The 16781-nt window shown below is 66.9% G+C and carries 20 protein-coding genes; 9 read left to right on the top strand and 11 right to left on the bottom strand.

Going from position 1 to position 16781, the window contains the following annotated elements; all coding sequences use genetic code 11:
• The coding region (locus JSE7799_RS16605) for a transposase family protein (protein ID WP_503089893.1) at positions 1–556 on the bottom strand (556 nt) is incomplete at its 3' end.
• Positions 557–814: 258 nt separating this feature from the next.
• Between JSE7799_RS16605 and JSE7799_RS16610 the strand changes: the two genes are divergently transcribed.
• On the top strand, positions 815–1720 hold the full coding sequence (locus JSE7799_RS16610) for a LysR family transcriptional regulator (RefSeq protein WP_055664595.1): 906 nt from the start codon (positions 815–817) through the stop codon (positions 1718–1720).
• 35 nt (positions 1721–1755) lie between these two features.
• On the opposite strand, the gene JSE7799_RS16615 is transcribed toward JSE7799_RS16610, so the two are convergent.
• Genes JSE7799_RS16615 through JSE7799_RS16630 form a run of 4 tightly spaced genes read right to left on the bottom strand, consistent with a single transcriptional unit; the run spans position 1756 to position 4692 of the window.
• Entirely contained in the window at positions 1756–2664 is a 909-nt protein-coding gene (locus tag JSE7799_RS16615) for an OmpA family protein (RefSeq protein ID WP_055664596.1), read from the bottom strand.
• Complete coding sequence (locus tag JSE7799_RS16620; protein ID WP_055664597.1) at positions 2661–3230, bottom strand: peroxidase-related enzyme; 570 nt, start codon at positions 3228–3230, stop codon at positions 2661–2663. The genes JSE7799_RS16615 and JSE7799_RS16620 overlap by 4 nt, the downstream gene beginning before the upstream one ends.
• Positions 3227–3976, bottom strand: coding sequence for a GNAT family N-acetyltransferase (locus tag JSE7799_RS16625; protein ID WP_055664598.1), 750 nt, complete (start codon positions 3974–3976; stop codon positions 3227–3229). Before JSE7799_RS16625 ends, JSE7799_RS16620 begins: the two co-directional genes overlap by 4 nt.
• Positions 3973–4692, bottom strand: a complete 720-nt coding sequence (locus JSE7799_RS16630) for a competence/damage-inducible protein A (RefSeq protein WP_055664599.1) — start codon at positions 4690–4692, stop codon at positions 3973–3975. The genes JSE7799_RS16625 and JSE7799_RS16630 overlap by 4 nt, the downstream gene beginning before the upstream one ends.
• A 123-nt stretch (positions 4693–4815) precedes the next feature.
• Between JSE7799_RS16630 and map the strand changes: the two genes are divergently transcribed.
• Both map and radC read left to right on the top strand, forming a co-directional pair.
• The gene (gene map / locus JSE7799_RS16635; protein WP_055664600.1) at positions 4816–5652 is read left to right on the top strand and encodes a type I methionyl aminopeptidase; all 837 of its coding nucleotides are present in this window, start codon (positions 4816–4818) and stop codon (positions 5650–5652) included.
• 35 nt (positions 5653–5687) lie between these two features.
• Positions 5688–6464, top strand: a complete 777-nt coding sequence (radC, locus tag JSE7799_RS16640; RefSeq protein ID WP_055664601.1) for a RadC family protein — start codon at positions 5688–5690, stop codon at positions 6462–6464.
• Positions 6465–6470: 6 nt separating this feature from the next.
• On the opposite strand, the gene JSE7799_RS16645 is transcribed toward radC, so the two are convergent.
• Genes JSE7799_RS16645 through JSE7799_RS16660 form a run of 4 tightly spaced genes read right to left on the bottom strand, consistent with a single transcriptional unit; the run spans position 6471 to position 9732 of the window.
• Positions 6471–7373 (bottom strand): ornithine cyclodeaminase family protein, encoded by a 903-nt coding sequence (locus JSE7799_RS16645; RefSeq protein WP_055664602.1) that lies wholly within the window; start codon positions 7371–7373, stop codon positions 6471–6473.
• Positions 7370–7993, bottom strand: a complete 624-nt coding sequence (locus tag JSE7799_RS16650; protein ID WP_055664603.1) for an HAD-IA family hydrolase — start codon at positions 7991–7993, stop codon at positions 7370–7372. The genes JSE7799_RS16645 and JSE7799_RS16650 overlap by 4 nt, the downstream gene beginning before the upstream one ends.
• Positions 7990–8796, bottom strand: a complete 807-nt coding sequence (gene fghA / locus JSE7799_RS16655) for an S-formylglutathione hydrolase (RefSeq protein ID WP_055664604.1) — start codon at positions 8794–8796, stop codon at positions 7990–7992. The genes JSE7799_RS16650 and fghA overlap by 4 nt, the downstream gene beginning before the upstream one ends.
• Positions 8797–9732 carry an AEC family transporter gene (locus JSE7799_RS16660; protein WP_055664605.1) on the bottom strand — a complete coding sequence of 312 codons (936 nt, stop codon included), beginning with the start codon at positions 9730–9732 and terminating at the stop codon, positions 8797–8799.
• 217 nt (positions 9733–9949) lie between these two features.
• Between JSE7799_RS16660 and JSE7799_RS16665 the strand changes: the two genes are divergently transcribed.
• Positions 9950–10564 (top strand): TetR/AcrR family transcriptional regulator, encoded by a 615-nt coding sequence (locus tag JSE7799_RS16665; RefSeq protein WP_055664606.1) that lies wholly within the window; start codon positions 9950–9952, stop codon positions 10562–10564.
• A 3-nt stretch (positions 10565–10567) separates the two neighbouring features.
• Here JSE7799_RS16665 and ubiG read toward each other — a convergent pair whose 3' ends face one another.
• Positions 10568–11308, bottom strand: a complete 741-nt coding sequence (ubiG, locus tag JSE7799_RS16670; protein WP_055664607.1) for a bifunctional 2-polyprenyl-6-hydroxyphenol methylase/3-demethylubiquinol 3-O-methyltransferase UbiG — start codon at positions 11306–11308, stop codon at positions 10568–10570.
• Between the two features lie 89 nt (positions 11309–11397).
• Here ubiG and pip point away from each other — a divergent pair, with 89 nt between their 5' ends.
• Genes pip through rfbD form a run of 4 tightly spaced genes read left to right on the top strand, consistent with a single transcriptional unit; the run spans position 11398 to position 14875 of the window.
• Positions 11398–12387: a prolyl aminopeptidase gene (gene pip, locus JSE7799_RS16675; RefSeq protein ID WP_055664608.1), complete on the top strand. Its 990-nt coding sequence runs from the start codon at positions 11398–11400 to the stop codon at positions 12385–12387.
• Positions 12388–12435: 48 nt separating this feature from the next.
• Positions 12436–12996: a dTDP-4-dehydrorhamnose 3,5-epimerase gene (gene rfbC, locus JSE7799_RS16680; RefSeq protein WP_055664609.1), complete on the top strand. Its 561-nt coding sequence runs from the start codon at positions 12436–12438 to the stop codon at positions 12994–12996.
• The gene (gene rfbB, locus JSE7799_RS16685) at positions 12993–14033 is read left to right on the top strand and encodes a dTDP-glucose 4,6-dehydratase (RefSeq protein ID WP_055664610.1); all 1041 of its coding nucleotides are present in this window, start codon (positions 12993–12995) and stop codon (positions 14031–14033) included. Before rfbC ends, rfbB begins: the two co-directional genes overlap by 4 nt.
• Complete coding sequence (gene rfbD / locus JSE7799_RS16690; protein ID WP_055664611.1) at positions 14030–14875, top strand: dTDP-4-dehydrorhamnose reductase; 846 nt, start codon at positions 14030–14032, stop codon at positions 14873–14875. The genes rfbB and rfbD overlap by 4 nt, the downstream gene beginning before the upstream one ends.
• 19 nt (positions 14876–14894) lie before the next feature.
• On the opposite strand, the gene JSE7799_RS16695 is transcribed toward rfbD, so the two are convergent.
• Positions 14895–16013: a DUF2793 domain-containing protein gene (locus JSE7799_RS16695; protein ID WP_055664612.1), complete on the bottom strand. Its 1119-nt coding sequence runs from the start codon at positions 16011–16013 to the stop codon at positions 14895–14897.
• A gap of 212 nt (positions 16014–16225) precedes the next feature.
• On the opposite strand from JSE7799_RS16695, the gene JSE7799_RS16700 reads away from it, so the two are divergent.
• On the top strand, positions 16226–16781 hold a 556-nt coding region (locus JSE7799_RS16700; RefSeq protein ID WP_503089893.1), incomplete at its 3' end, for a transposase family protein.

A 16781-nucleotide genomic window follows, 5' to 3' on the forward strand; every position in this document is an offset into this window, starting at 1 on the left:
TTTCCCTTACGCGGATAGCAAAGGGGATATTGTTTTTACTAAGAAATTCCATCCAGCCTGCGCCGACAAACTCGCGATCGGCAAGCAGCAGACGGATGGTCGTCGCGGGAAAATTCGCGAGATATCGCTCCATCAGGGCGATGCGCATGTCGGTGTCGGAACACCCGCGGCCTTCGATCAGGCTCCAGACCTGGGGGACGCGGAAACGACGGGTGACGACTGCGAGCACGAGAAAGTTCACCTCGGTCTTGCCGATCTGCCAGTTGGTGCGGTCGAGCGCGAGCAGCCACGATTTGTTCAGGCCCAACAGCCGGACCAGAAGCGGGAGCGACCAGTCCTCGTCGAGATGGACGTGCTGGAAGAAGCGTTGCAACCGACGGTATGTTGACGAGGTCAGAGCCGATCCCGGTCGTTCGCAGGCAAGATGGCCGAGGTTCACGCTGCGCGCGCTGACCATGCCGATGACGATCATGCAAATCGTCTCCAGACGGCTCTTGCTCAAGTCGAGATCTGGACGCAGGATATTCGTGAGGGCGGAGATGGCGTGGTGAAGCATCGGATGTTTCCTTGGTCGGAGTCATCCAGTTGAAGCCATCCAGCCGCCCTCAGCCAGCACTGTGTCGTGTAGTGTGCCACGGAATGGCGTCATTCGAATAATGCGATTGTTAACAAAAGGTTGATAAGACACCTTCGTCGTTTCCTGCCCCGGTTTAATCCCGAAACGATCCCATGATTGGCCGGTCCGGGGCACGGTGTCGCCGCAATCCGGCGGCATCTGTCTTTGACAAATTGATCTAGTCAAAGGCCTGCCAAAATGGATCGACTGTCAGAAATGGAAGCCTTCGCAACGGTCGTCGATCAAGGCGGTTTCACCGATGCCGCCCGCAAGCTGGGTATCTCGAAATCGGCCGTTTCCAAACATGTCTCCTCGCTCGAGACGCGTCTGGGCGCCCGCCTTCTCAACCGAACCACCCGCCGCGTCTCGCCGACCGAGATCGGGCTGGCCTATTACGACCGCGCGCGCCGCGTCCTCAACGATGCGGGCGAGGCCGATGCGCTGGTCACGTCGATGCAGAGCGCGCCATCGGGTATCCTGCGGGTCTCCGTGGCGACGGATTTCGGGGTGAACCACCTGTCGCCGATTCTGGGGGCGTTCCTGCACGAATATCCCGAGATTACCGTCAACATGCTCCTCGACAACCGCTATGTGGAATTGATCTCAGAAGGCTTCGACCTAGCCGTGCGCATCGGCGATCTGGAGGACAGCTCCCTCCGGGCGCGCAAGCTGGCCGAGACGCACAAGCAGATGATTGCCTCGCCGCAATATCTTGAGGAATATGGCCGCCCGCGGCGGATCGACGACCTCAACGAACACAAGCTTCTGCATTATTCCAATCAGGCGACCGGTTCGGTCTGGAAGCTGACGGCGCCTTCGGGCGAGAAACGTCAGGTCCGGTCCGCCGGTTGGCTGACGGTGAATGACGGGCAGTCGCTGCTCAACGCGGCGATCAACGGGTTGGGCATCGCGTTCCTCCCCGACTTCCTCTACGCGGAAGCGATGAAGGATGGCCGCCTCGTGCCCGCGATCAAAGGCATGGCGCCCGAGACGCAGGGTGTTTACGCGGTCTATCCGCCGGGCCGCTACACGCAGCCGAAGGTGCGCGCCTTCATCGACTTCCTCGTCGACAGCTTTCGTGAAAAGGGCCCGGGCGACTGGTGAGGCCTTCCGTCGTTCCCGGACCGGAGCGGCCGGGATCAATCCTGCGACGTCACCACCGCCTCGACACGCCGGTTCGCCTCGCGCCCCGCTTCGGTGTCGTTGGGGGCGATCGGTGCAAAAGAGCCGACGCCGTGGGTTTCGAGGCGACCGGAGGCGATGCCATGGCGGCGGATCAGCAGATCGCGCGCGCTTTCGGCCCGGCGGCGCGAGATGGCCAGATTGCCTGCCGCCCCGCCCTGCGCATCCGTATGCCCGACCAGCGCGACCGTGGCATCCGGATTGTCCGCCAGCCACTCCGCCAACGCGGCGAGGGACTCGTATTCCGCGCCCTGCAAAGCGGCGGACCCGGTTTCGAATTCCAGATCCGACAGCACCGCGTGACCGACCTCGCGCAGGGCCGTCGCGACCTCACCCTGCGGGAGCGCGGCGACGGGGGCTACGGCGGCCGGAGCGCTTCCCGTCACCTCTTCGACCTCCGCATCGGGATCGACCTCGGTGGTCTGGACATAGGCCGCGTCGCCCGACCGGCTGATCAAGGCGGTCACCCATTCCGAACCGCGTCGGGCGGCAAGGTAGCGGAAATCGGCCAGATCCACGAACATCTCGGGGGCGCGGGTCACGTTGATCGCGAACCGGAACTCGAAGCCGCCGCAACCGCGCGCCTCGCAGGCGAAGACGACTTGCCAGCCGTCGGCCTCCAAGGCATCGCGTAACGGTCCCATGATCGCCAAGGTTCCGTCGGACGCGGCCATCCGCCAGACACGGCGCGTCACGGCGCCCTCGGCGATTTCCACTGGAAGCGTGCCGTCATGCGGCCCCGTCGCCACCCGGTGCGAGCCGAGCGCCTCGACCCGCGTGAACGTCTCCGTCGCGTCCGGCGGCAGGACCGGCTCGACGGCCCAGGCCGGCATGGCGATCATCACAAGGGGCAGCGCGCGGATCACCGCGCCTGACCGTGATATTCCGGGTTCGGCCGCATCGCGGTCGCCGAGGCGACCCGGTTCGTCATGTTGAAAAATCCCGCCACGGCGGCGAGGTCGAAGATGTCCCGATCTCTCAGGCCGTATTCGCGCAGGCGCGCGCGGTCGGCCTCCTCGATTTCGGCGGAGGCGCGCGTCATGCGAACGGCGAAGTCGAGCATCGCCCGCTGCCGCGCATCGATCGGCGCCATCCGATAGTTCATCGCGATCGCCTCGCCCAAGGCCGGATCGCCCGAAAGCTGCCGGACGGCGGCGCCATGGGCCACCAGACAGTAAAAGCACCGGTTCTCGGCCGAGACGGCAACGGCGATCATCTCGCGCTCCAGCTTGGACAGGCTGGACGGTCCGAGCATCAGGTCGTTGTACATCGCCGTGAAGGCGTTCAGCTTGTCGATGTCGAAGGCATAGGCGCGCAGGACGTTCGGCACGAAGCCCAGCTTGTCGACGCAGATGTCGAAGTAGCGCTGCGTCTCGGGCGGCAGCGGGTCGAGCGGCGGCAGATCGAGGGCGGTCGGCATTTCCTGGGTCATTGCGGGCTCCAATATCGGTATCCTCCGCGCCGCACGAGGCCCGCGCGGTCATACAACGCAAGCGCGGCGTCGTTGTTCGCCTCGACCGGCATCGCAACGTGATGCGCGCCGTATTCGCGGGCCCAGCGGGCAACATGGCGCATCCCCAGCATCCCCACGCCCTGACGGCGGAAGCGCGGCAACGTCAGGACCATGTGACAGACCGCGAGCCCCTCGTGAATCGCGGCGAAGAGCGTACCGGCCGCGCGATCGTCCAGCCGCAGCAGGATCGCCGCCTTCGGATGTTGGGCGCGATGAGTCGGGCGGCGGCGGTCGGCCTCGTTGCCATGCGCGTCCCAGAGCGCGTCGCAGATCGCCAGCGGCGGCCAGTGGGGAAAGCCGCTGACGGGCGGCGGCGGGTCGGCCAGCAGCGGGTCGAGCGGCCCCGCGAGCAGCACCGACGCCCCCTCCATGGCATAGCCCCGCCGCGCCAGGAGATCGGCAAACGCGTCCTCCGCCCCGTCCCGCGTGCCGAAGACCGTGCCCGGGCGCGCGTCCTCCACGGCGGCGATGTCGTCCGTTGTCGCGACCGCGCCCGGCCTCAGACGCGCGGACGTGGCGCGGCGCGTTCCCCGCCGCTCGGCCGGCAGGTCGAAGGGCCCGATCCGGTCGAGCCGCGAGGGCGGCCACGTGGCCCGGATGGCCGCCATGATCTCCGCCCCGTCCGGCAGGGCATCCGGCGAGACATCCGGCGGGCCGTCGCTCATCCGAACATCGTCCCCAGCCTTGCCGTCGCCGCGTCGAGGCGGGCACGGTCGTCGCCCCGGATCACGATGTTCGCACCGAAGCGGCCGTCCTTCTGGTAGGGATAGGATCCGATCGCCAGATCCGGATATTCCCGCGCCAGATCGGCGAGCGGCCCGGCGATATCCCCCTCCCCCCGCTCGATCCGGGTGGAGGTCGATTGCAGCGGCGCGCCGCCCGTCAGCGTCGGCAGGACGCTGGCCACCATTGCCTCGAACACGCTCGGCACCCCGGCCATGACGTGGACGTTGCCGATGGTGAAACCGGGCGCGACGGAGACCGGATTGTCGATCAGCGTGGCACCCTGCGGGATGCGCGCCATGCGCAGGCGGGCCGCGTTCAGGTCGGCCCCGGTCTTCGCGTAATGCTCGGCCAGCAATGTGCGGGCATCGTCGCGCACATCGACCGGAACGCCGAAGGCCGCGCCCACGGCGTCGGCGGTGATGTCGTCATGGGTGGGCCCGATCCCGCCGGACGTGAACACATGGTCCCAGCCCCCGCGTAGCGCGTTCAGAGCGCCGACGATGGCGTCGTGATCGTCGGAGACGATCCGCACCTCGCCCAGCGTGATGCCCCGCCCGGTCAGTTGGCCCGCCAGATGATGCATGTTCGCATCGCGTGTGCGCCCCGACAGGATCTCGTCTCCGATGACAAGCATGGCGGCGGTCGGGTTGGGCATCTCGCATCTCCTGTAGGGCTCCCTGTGGTATAGGGCGGGGCGTCCTCCCGCGCCACTGCGGGGGACGGTGGATAATCGCGCTGTCTTTGCCTATGTCGGGCCGCGAATACCGGGAGAGGCATCGTGGAAGAGCATCGTGGCCGATTGACCAGGGAAGGAATCCGTATCCATGAGGATGCGGATTTCGCGGGAATGCATGCGGCCGGGCGGCTTACGGCGGAGATCCTCGACCGGATCGCGGATCATGTCGCGGTCGGGCAGACGACGGCGGCGCTCGACGCGCTCATCACCCGGTGGGTGGACGAGGCCGGCGCGACATCGGCCACGATCGGCTACAAGGGGTATCAGCACGCGAGCTGCATCAGCGTGAACCACGTCGTGTGCCACGGCATTCCCGGCGGCAAGATACCGGGACGCCGGGACGACACGCTCAAGGACGGCGATATCCTGAACATCGACGTCACCGTGGTCAAAGGCGGCTGGTACGGCGATTCGAGCCGGATGTTCGTGGCCGGCAAGGCCAAGCCCTTTGCCGAGCGGTTGATGCAGGTGACGCATGATTCGCTGATGAAAGGGATCGAGGCAGTGCGCCCCGGCAATACGTTCGGCGATATCGGCCACGCCATCCAGAGCTATGCCGAGGGGCATGGCATGTCGGTGGTGCGCGACTTCTGCGGGCACGGGCTGGGCCGGGTATTCCATGCCCCGCCCAACGTGCTCCATTACGGGCGGCCCGGCACTATGGCGGTTCTGGAGGAAGGGATGTTCTTCACCATCGAGCCGATGGTGAATCTCGGCCGGCCCGAGACGAAGATCCTCGGGGATGACTGGACCGCGATCACCCGCGACAAGAAATTGTCGGCGCAGTTCGAACATTCGATCGGCGTGACAGCGACGGGGGCGGAGATCTTCACCCTGTCACCTGCGGGGCGGTTCCACACGACGCAAGCTCCCGATTAACGCCGTTTTAATGGAAATGCGTCGATCTGTCTTGTATGAGCCACGATCCCGCGCCTGCCTTCCACGAGGCCCCGTTTCCCGACCTGTTCGCCGGCCCGCCCGCGGCGCCGGAGCAGGGCGCCGCGACCGATGACGAGGAGCGCGACCACCGCCTCGCTCATCGCGCGCGCCTGCGGCAGCGTTTCATGGAAGGCGGGGCGGCGGCCATGCCGGATTACGAATTGCTGGAGATGATCCTGTTCCGCGCCCTGCCGCGTGGCGATACCAAGCCGCTGGCGAAGCGGCTGCTGCGCGTGTTCGGGGATCTCAATCGCGTGCTCGCCGCGCCGCCGGAGCGTCTGGCCGAGGTCAAGGGCGCAGGGCAGGCCGTTATCGAGCAACTCAAGATCATCGAGGCGGTCGGGCACCGCATGGCGCGCGCCAAGGTCATCAAGCGTCCGGTCCTGTCGAGCTGGTCCGCGCTTCTGGAATACCTGCGCTCGGCCCTGTCGCATCAGGATACGGAGCGGTTCCGGGTGCTTTATCTCGACCGGCGCAACGTGCTGATTGCGGATGAGGAGCTGGCCGAGGGCACGGTCGATCACGTGCCCGTCTATCCGCGCGAGGTGGTCAAGCGGGCGCTGGCGCTCAATGCCTCGGCGATCATCCTGGTGCACAACCATCCCTCCGGCGACCCGACGCCCAGCGAGGCGGACATCACGATGACATATGCCATCCGGGACGCCGCCGGTGTGCTGGGCATCGTGCTTCACGACCACCTGATCGTGGGCAAGGCGACGGAACTGTCGTTCCGGTCCGAAGGCTATCTCTGAGCGGGCTCAGCCCGCGGCATCGAGGATGTAGCGCGCCGTCATCAGGTCCAGATGCGCGCCGCCGCCATTCTTGAACATCGTGATCTCCTCGTCGGAGCCGCGCCGCATGGCAGCGCCGTCGTAATAATCGGCAACCACGTCGTCGCGCGCGATGATCCCGTCGGCCAGCGGGATCTTGAGCTCCCCGATATGGTCGAGCGTCGTGGCCCGGGCATCCACGAACAGCCGCGCCCGGCGCAGGGCCTCGTCATCGGCCTCGCGCATGTCGGGGCGGTAGGCGCCGATCAGATCGACATGCTGGCCGGGCCGAAGCCATTCCCCGCGCAAAACCGGTGCCGTCGCCATGGTGGCGCAGGTGACGATATCGGCCTCCGGCACGGCGGCGGCGAGGTCGGGCGCCTGATCGATGCCATGCGTCTCGGCGAAGGCCCGTGCGCTGTCCTCCGTGCGCGACCAGACGGCGAAGGAGGCGTCGGGGAAGGCCGCGAAATAGGCTTGGTGCAGGGAGGCTGCGACGCTTCCGGATCCCACGATCAGGACCCGGCGGCTGTCGGGCCGGGCCAGCCGCGTCGCCGCCAGAAGCGAGTCGCCCGCCGTCTTCCACTTGGTCACCAGCGCGAAGTCGAGCATCGCGGCGAGCGTGCCGTCGGTATCGGAGAATAGCGACACCGCGCCGCCAATCGTTGGCATTCCACGCGCCCGGTTTCCGGGGAAGATCGTCGCCGTCTTCACCAGCGCGCCAAGCCCGTCGATCCAGGCCGCCCGGCTGAGGATCGTGTCGTCGCCGCGATAGAGAAACGTGTCGTCCACCTCCGCCCGCGGCAGGTCGTGGCCGGCCGCCAGCGCACGGGTCAGGGCCATCCAGTCGAGCTTCGCCTCGGCCTCGGGTCCGATGAATGGGATGGTCATGCTGCGTCCTCCGCGCTCAGAAGTCCTTCGGCCACCAGCCGGTCCGCGAGTCCGTCCGGCCCCTCGAAGAGATGCGTCCGCCAGCCCCGCGCGGCGGCGGCATCGATATTGTCGCGCCGGTCGTCGGTGAAGAACAGCCGGTCGCCCGAGAGCCCCAGATCGGCCTCGACCATTTCGTAGATGCGCGGCGCGGGCTTGATGACCGCCATGTGCCCCGAGACGAACGGGCGGTCGAACTCGCCTAGGAAGGTGTAATGGCCGCTGGCCAGCGCGAAGCTCTCGATCCCGAAATTGGTCAGCGCATGCACCGGCAGGCCCCGCGCGCGCAGCGCCCGCATCAGGCGCACGGAGCGGTCGATGACGGGCGCGGCGAGGTCGAGCCAGTGATCGTGCCACATCCGGATTTCGGCACGCCATTCCGGGTTGGCCTCGGCCACTTCGTAGATGACGTCCCGAAAGCCCTGGCCCATGTCGACGCGGTCGTTCATCCCGTGCAGATCGACCGCCGCGAACATCGCGCGCCGCCGTTCCGCGCCGATCCGGGCGTCGTAGAACCGCTCCGGCTGCCACTCGATCAGCACGTTGCCGATGTCGAAGATCACGGCCTCGGGCGGGGTCATGCAAGATGCTCGGCGTGAAAGGCGACGTGGTCGGCGGCAAAGGTCGAGACGAAGAAATAGGAATGGTCGTAGCCGCGCTGCTGGCGGATCACGGCTTCGGCATGGCGCGTGCCCACGGCCTGTGCGAAGGCGGCGGTGCCCAGCTTGTCCCGGAATTGGTCGTCGGTGCCCGTATCGATCAGGAGCGGCGCCGACAGGCCCCTTTCGGCCATCAGAATCGTCGCGTCATGTGCCTTCGGATCGCCGGTATAGGCGGTCAGCTGCGGCACGCCCCAATCGCTTTCGGACGGGTTGCAGATCGGCGAGAAGGCCGAGACCGAGCGGTAGCGGCCGGGATGCTTCATCGCCAGCGTCAGCGCGCCGTGGCCGCCCATGGAATGACCGGTGATCGCCTGCCGCGTCTCGTCGAGATCGAAGGCGGCGAACACCGTCTCCGGCAGGTCGGCGGTGATGTAGCGCTCCATCCGGAAATTCCGCGCCCAAGGCTCCTCGGTGGCGTCCACGTAGAAGGAGGCGCCCTGCCCCATGTCGAACGCGTCGTCGTCGGGCAGGTCCGCCCCGCGCGGGGACGTGTCCGGGAACACCACCGTCATCCCCGTCTCCGCCGCCCAGCCCTGCAACCCGGCCTTGGTCATCGCGTTCTCATGGGTGCAGGTCAGGCCCGACAGGTACCAAAGCACCGCCCCCGTCGGATATTCCGGCCGGAACAGGCCGAACGTCATTTCCGTGCCGGTGGCCTCGGATGCGTGGACATGGACGCCTTGGGTGCCGCCGAAGCAGCGGTTTTCGGATACAATTCTCATTCAGGTTCCTCCGGTAAGCAGGCCGATCACGACCGAGACGGTGATTATGGACAGGGCCGTCGACACGAGGATCGCGGCCGAGACACGTTGCGGGGCGACGCCATAATGCTGCGCCAGCATGTAGACGTTTCCGGCCACAGGCAACGCGGCCGCCGACACCATGACCGACGCGGCGAAGGGATCGGCCACCGGAAACAGCACGAAAGCCATCAGCGCCACCGCCGCCGGATGCAGCACCAGCTTGCAGAACGTCAGCCAGCCCGCGACCGAGACCCGCTCCGCGCTCTTGCCGGCGAGCGAGGCGCCGATGGCGAAGAGCGCGCCGGGCGTGGCGGCCGCCCCGAGGATCGACACGAACTCGTCCACCGGAGTCCAGAGCGCGCGGCCCGTGGCCGACCAGGCGATCCCCACCACGATCGAGACGATCATCGGGTTCTTCGCCAGCCCGAGCGCGACGTTGCGCAGCGTGAGGACCGATACCCGCCCCTCCCGGGAGCCGGTGACGAGGACCACGATCAACGACGAGAACACGATGAGATCCGTCGCCAGCACCATCAGCATCGGCCCCGCGCTGGCCGGCCCGAGCAGTAGCACGAACATCGGGATCCCGAGGAAGCCCACATTCCCGATCACGGCGCATTGCGCCTCCACCGCCGCCTCGGCCACGGGAATGCGGCGCAGCAGACCGACGATCGTGGCGACCAGATAAATCGCGCCCGTTCCCAGCAGATACGCGCCGACGAAACGCGGGTCGAAGATCTCGGTCAGGGACAGGTTCGCCGCGAATTCGAAGAGCATCGCGGAAAGCGCGAAATAGAACACGAATTTCGTCAGATAGGCCGTCGCCTCGGCGGTGAAGAACCGCGTCCGCCCCGCCATGTATCCCAGCGCGATAAGCGCGAAGAACGGCAGCGTCTTGAGGAAGATGGCGAACATGGCCGCAGGGCTACCGGGCGGCGTGGGGGCTGTCCATCGCTGCGAGCGGGCGGGAGGCGCGGGCATCCGTTCCCAGGGGTGATCCGCACGGCCCGAAGGCGGCCACCCCGGCCCGTCCCGCGCCGCCGCCGCCTGCTTTCCCCTGCGGCACCCTGCGTTCCGCGCGGCTTGTGCGGGTTCCGACGGTGTCTATGTTCCGTGCAGAGAGGTACGCAAAATGAACGACGCCACGCCGATCAAGAAAGGTCGAAAATTCGATCAGGTGCTCGAAGGCGCCCGTCAGGTCTTTCTGGCGGACGGGTACGAGGGGGCCAGCGTCGACGCGATTGCCCGGGCGGCCGGCGTCTCGAAAGCCACGCTCTACAGCTATTTCGCGGACAAGCGCCTGCTCTTCATGGAGGTGGCCAAGGCCGAGTGCAGCCTTCAGATCGAGGAGGCCAACGCGATGCTGTCGGATGACAGCGATCCGCGCGAGGTCCTGTCGGTCGCGGCGGAGCGGATGTTGTCGTTCTTCCTGTCCGAATTCGGCCAGTCCATCTTTCGCATGTGCGTCGCCGAAAGCGACCGCTTTCCCGAACTCGGACGGGAATTCTACGAGACCGGGCCGAAGCATTTCCGCACGCGGATGGTCGCGTATCTGCGTGGCGCGGTGGAGGAGGGTCACCTCGTCATCGACGACCTCGAACTCGCCGCCGATCAGTTCGCCGAGCTGTGCAAATCGAGCCTGTTCCCCGAGCTGGTCTTCGGCATCCGCAAATCCGCGACCGACACCGAAAAGCGCCGCGTCATCGACGGCGCGGTCGAGATGTTCCTGGCCCGGTACGGCGCCTGAGCGTCACGCCTCGGGCTTCACGCTCGCGGTGACATAATTCACCGACAGATCCCGCTCCGACAGACGCCAGCTCCAGGTCAGCGGATTGAAGACGAACCCCGTCCGATCAACCGGATCGAGCCCGGCGCGCCGGATCAGGTTGTAGAGCTCCTCCGGCGTGATGAATTTCGACCATTCATGCGTGCCCTTCGGCAGCCAGCGCATCACCTGCTCGGCCCCGAAGATCGCCATGGCATAGCTCTTGGGATTGCGGTTGATCGTCGAGCAGATCATCAGGCCGCCCGGCCGGAGCAGCCTCTGGCAGGCGGTGAGATAGGCCAACGGGTCGGCCACATGCTCCACCACCTCCATGTTGAGAACGACGTCGAAGGACGGCTCGCCCGCCTCGACCAGGGCCTCCGCCGAAGTGTGCCGGTAATCAATCTCCAGCCCCGATTGCGCGGCATGGGCCTCGGCCACGGGAATGTTGCGCTCCGCCGCGTCGACGCCGACCACGTGGGCACCCAGTCGCGCCATCGGCTCCGACAACAGCCCCCCGCCGCAACCGATGTCGAGCACGCGCAGCCCCGCGAACGGCTGCCCTTCCGTCAGGTCGCGGTCGAACTCCCCGGCGATCTGCGTGGTGATGTAATCCAGCCGGCAGGGGTTGAGCATGTGCAGCGGCTTGAATTTCCCCTGCGGATCCCACCATTCCGCCGCCATGGCCTGGAACTTCGCGATTTCGGCGTCGTCGATGGTGGTCATGTCGTTCTCTCTTGCCGTGGCGGAATCTGTGCTGCGCAAGGGCACACCCCCCATGGTGACATGCGCCCGCCGGTCTATATAGGGCGGGCATGGATCAGAACCCGCGTCAAAGCATCGCCACCGCGCTCTACCCGCCCCTGGACCCGTTCGACCAGCGCATGGTCGAGGTGGGCGACGGACACACGCTCTATGTCGAGCAATGCGGCAATCCCGATGGCCTGCCGGTCGTGGTGCTGCATGGCGGTCCGGGCGGCGGGTGCAGCCCGATGATGCGGCGCTTCTTCGACCCGAAGGTCTGGCGCGTGATCCTGTTCGACCAGCGCGGCTGCGGCCGGTCGCGCCCCCATGCAAGCGTGCGCGACAACACGACGTGGCACCTGGTCGACGACATCGAACACCTGCGCAATCTTCTGGGCATCGAGAAATGGGCCGTGTTCGGCGGATCCTGGGGGGCGACGCTGGCGCTGATCTACGCGCTCACGCATCGCGACCGCGCGGCGCATCTGATCCTGCGCGGCGTGTTCCTGATGGAGCAGCGGGAGCTTGACTGGTTCTACGGCGGCGGCGCGGGCGCGTTCTGGCCCGAGCAGTGGCAGCGCTTCGCCGGAATGATCCCCGAGAGCGAGCATGGCGATCTGGTCGCCGCCTACAATGTCCGCCTCTTCGACACGGCCCCGCACGAACAGGTCCGCTTCGCCCGCGCCTGGGCCGCGTGGGAGAACGCCCTCGCCTCGGTCGCAAGTCAGGGACGTTCGGGCGAGCCGGGCGGCGAATATGCCCGCGCCTTCGCACGGCTGGAAAATCACTACTTCACCCATCGGGGCTTTCTCGAGCACGATTGCTGGATCCGGGCCAATATCGGCCTGCTGCGGGAGGTGCCCGGCGACATCGTGCAGGGGCGCTTCGACATGATCTGTCCGCCCGCCTCGGCGCATCTGCTGGCCGCGGGCTGGCCCGCCGCCCGTCTGGACATCGCGCCCTTCGCGGGTCACGCCCTGTCCGAGCCCGGCATCGCGGAACGCCTTGTCGCCGTTACCGACCGGATCGGGCACGCAACCGGCGGGGCGTTGCGTTTCTGACCGCCCCCCCGCTATGAGCGCGGCGGGATCACGCGGAGAGACGCAACCATGCAGATCGAAGATACCGACCTTCCCGGCGTGAAGCTGATCACGCCCCGCCGGTTCGGCGACGCGCGGGGCTTCTTCGCCGAGACATGGAACGCCCGCGCCTTCGCCGAGGCGGGGCTTGCGGCGGAATTCGTCCAGGACAACCATTCCCTCTCCGAAAAGCCGGGCACCTTGCGGGGCCTGCATTTCCAGGCGCCCCCTCACGCGCAGGGCAAGCTCGTGCGCTGCGGCCGCGGCCGGCTCTTCGATGTGGCGGTGGACATCCGCCGCGGCTCTCCCACCTACGGCCGCTGGACCGGTGCGGAGCTGAGCGCGCAGAATGGCCGGATGCTGTGGGTCCCCGCCGGGTTCGCCCACGGCTTCGTGACCCGCGAACCCGAGACCGAAATCGTCTACAAATGCACCGATTTCTACGCTCCGTCCTGTGACGGCGCGGTCCGGTGGGACAGTTGCGGCATCGAATGGGGCCTCGACGCGGATCCGATCCTTTCGGACAAGGACGCGGCCGCCCCGGCACTGGCCAGTTTCGACACGCCGTTCACCTACGAGGCCGCATCGTGAAGCTTCTGGTTACCGGCGGGGCCGGATTCATCGGATCGGCCGTCATCCGTCAGGCCGTGCGCGCGGGGCTCGATGTCGTCAATCTTGACGCCCTGACCTACGCCGCCTGCGAGGCGAACGTGGCCGAGGTCGCGGATGCGCCGAACTACGCCTTCGTCCACGCGGACATCACGGACCGTCCCGCGCTGGACCGGGCGTTCGCCGAACATGCGCCCGACGCCGTGATGCATCTTGCCGCCGAGAGCCATGTCGACCGGTCAATCGACGGCCCCGGTGCCTTTGTAGCCACCAACGTCACCGGCACCTACAATCTCCTGGAGGCCGCGCGCGCGCATTGGGTGCAGGCAGGCCGGCCCGATACGTTCCGGTTCCACCACATCTCCACCGACGAGGTCTTCGGCAGCCTCGGATCCGAGGGGCAGTTCACCGAAACCACGCCCTACGATCCGCGCAGCCCCTATTCCGCCACCAAGGCGGCGAGCGACCATCTCGTGCGCGCCTGGCACGAGACCTACGGCCTGCCGGTCCTGCTGACGAATTGCTCGAACAATTACGGGCCGTTCCACTTTCCCGAAAAACTCGTGCCCGTGGTGATCCTGAACGCGATGCACGGGCGGCCAATCCCGGTCTACGGGCAGGGTCTGAACGTCCGCGACTGGCTCTATGTCGAGGACCACGCCGACGCGCTTCTCACCGTTCTGCGGCGCGGCAAGGTCGGGCGCAGCTACGCCATCGGCGGCGAGAACGAAGCGCGCAACATCGACCTCGTCCGCACCATCTGTGGCATTCTCGACGATTTGCGCCCCGAAGCCGCGCCGCATGACCGGCTGATCGAATTCGTGACGGATCGACCCGGCCACGACGCGCGCTATGCCATCGACCCGTCCCGCATCCGCGACGAGCTGGGCTGGCGGCCTTCGGTCACGCTGGAGGAGGGGCTGGAGCGTACCGTGCGCTGGTATCTCGACCGCGAGGATTGGTGGCGCCCGCTTCTGGACCGCTCGGGCGTGGGCGAGCGGCTGGGGAAGACGGCATGAGCGTGCTCGTCTTCGGGAGGTCCGGTCAGGTGGCGCGCGAACTCGCCGCCGCATCCGACGACGTCACCTGCCTCGGGCGCGCCGAGGCCGATCTGGACGTTCCCGGCACCGCCGAGGCCGCCATTCGGCAGGCCCGCCCCCGCGCGGTCATCAACGCCGCCGCCTGGACCGACGTGGACGGCGCGGAGGCGTCCGAGGATGCCGCCTACCGCCTGAACGCCAAGGCGCCGGGCGAGATCGCGCGGGCCTGCAACGTGCTCGGCGTCCCCCTCGTCCACATCTCGACCGATTACGTGTTCGACGGCGCGGGCGAGACGCCGTTCGCCCCCGATGATCCGACCGCGCCGCTCGGGGCCTACGGACGCACGAAGCTGGCCGGAGAGCAGGCTGTGCGCGCAGGCGGGGCGGCATATGTCATCCTGCGCACCTCCTGGGTCTTCTCGGCGCATGGCACGAACTTCCCCAAGACCATGCTCCGGGTCGGCGCGACGCGCGACCGGCTCCGCGTCGTGGAGGATCAGATCGGCGGCCCGACCCCGGCCTCTGCCATCGCCTCCGCCTGCCTGACGATCGCCCATGCGCTGACGAATGGGGCCCCTTCGGGCATCCATCACTTTGCCGGCGCCCCGGACACGAGTTGGGCGGGTTTCGCGCGCGCCATCTTCGAGGCGGCGAACATGAATGTGGAGGTGGAAGGCATCCCCGCGGCAGACTGGCCGACACCGGCCGCCCGGCCCGCCAATTCCCGGCTGGATTGCACCACCCTGCGGGAGACGTTCGGCATCGAGCGGCCCGACTGGCGTTCGGGCTTGCCCGCTCTCGTGCGGCGCCTGACGGATTGACCGCCCGGCGCCGCCGTTCTCATGCGAGGACGTCGAGTGTCATCGCAGCCTGGATGTAGGACGCCGTCGCCGGTGCCACGCTTGGCCGCAGGAACGGGATCAAGAAACCGTCGCGCGGCGCAACGAAGGACGTGATGGCGGGGGCATAAGCCGTCCACGCCGCGCCCACGGCAACCGCGTCCGACGCAGCCAGCACCGTCCGTTCGGTGACCGCATCCGAATACCACACGCCAGTCTCCGGCCCGCACTGAAACACGATGCGCAGGTCGATGCGGGAAACTTCGGCGGCTGTGCGCAACAACGCATGCAGGCCGGTCACCGTTTCGCCCGCCCGGAGCGCCACGCCCATCCAGCGCCAATCGACCTCCGGCTCCGTCCCGGTTCCCGCATTGCCACCCGCGCTATCGGTCCCTGTGCCGTCGGGATCCGGACAGGTCGTCCACTGCCCGTCGACCTGACAGGGGAAACGGCTTCCAAAGGTCCGCTGGCGCACGCTGCGCAGGCCCGAGGGGAAGGACACGGCGCCCGTCGCGGGATCGACCACCAGCGCGGCCCGCCACAGCCCCCCGTCCTGCGAGACCTTGATCGAGAAGGCATCCGATCCGGCGCATCCCATCTCTGCCCGGCCCGACCACCCCGTCTGGAACAGGAGCGACCCGGTATCGCCAGCCGTCGCCTTGTTGATCTTGACCTGATGGCCGGCACCCGCATGGGTCAGCAGCGTGGCATCCCCCGCGACCGCAAGCCGGTTGGTGTCGTCGGCCCCCGTGGCGATACCCAGCCGGTCGACCCGCTCCAAGACATCAACCTGCCAGCCCGCCCCGTCGAACACCGCGTCGGCGCCCGCGGCAATCACGTGTGTCCGCCAGCCGCGCTCCGGTCGGATGAAAATCCACGCGGCATCCTCGCGCACCGCGATCATGTTGTCCTGTCCCGCCCATTCGCCCGTCGCCCCCGCGGCGACAAGATGCCTGTCGCCCGAAGCCGGGTCGACCGGCGGCTCGGTGCGGTCGAGATCCACGGCGACCGGCTGGACCAGCGCATCGAGCCGCCGGATCGCCTCGTTATGGGTGACGTGCTTCTGCGCCTGATTCGCCTGAATCAGGGGCAGCTCGAGGATGGATGTGTTTTCCGACATGGGTGCCGCGCCTCCGGATGAAAGAAGGGACGGACAATCCGGTTGAGCAGTTAACCCGGATAATTCACGAGAAGGCGGCGGAGGTGGCGTAACCGTCTGAAACTCTGTATTTTTTGGTTATCGACGCCAAAGATTCCACACTACACGACACAGTGCTGGCTGAGGGCGGCTGGATGGCTTCAACTGGATGACTCCGACCAAGGAAACATCCGATGCTTCACCACGCCATCTCCGCCCTCACGAATATTCTGCGTCCAGATCTCGACTTGAGCAAGAGCCGTCTGGAGACGATTTGCATGATCGTCATCGGCATGGTCAGCGCGCGCAGCGTGAACCTCGGCCATCTTGCCTGCGAACGACCGGGATCGGCTCTGACCTCGTCAACATACCGTCGGTTGCAACGCTTCTTCCAGCACGTCCATCTCGACGAGGACTGGTCGCTCCCGCTTCTGGTCCGGCTGTTGGGCCTGAACAAATCGTGGCTGCTCGCGCTCGACCGCACCAACTGGCAGATCGGCAAGACCGAGGTGAACTTTCTCGTGCTCGCAGTCGTCACCCGTCGTTTCCGCGTCCCCCAGGTCTGGAGCCTGATCGAAGGCCGCGGGTGTTCCGACACCGACATGCGCATCGCCCTGATGGAGCGATATCTCGCGAATTTTCCCGCGACGACCATCCGTCTGCTGCTTGCCGATCGCGAGTTTGTCGGCGCAGGCTGGATGGAATTTCTTAGTAAAAACAATATCCCCTTTGCTATCCGCGTAAGGGAAA

The sequence above is a fragment of the Jannaschia seosinensis genome, assembly GCF_001408515.1.
In the GTDB taxonomy this organism is placed as follows: domain Bacteria; phylum Pseudomonadota; class Alphaproteobacteria; order Rhodobacterales; family Rhodobacteraceae; genus Jannaschia; species Jannaschia seosinensis.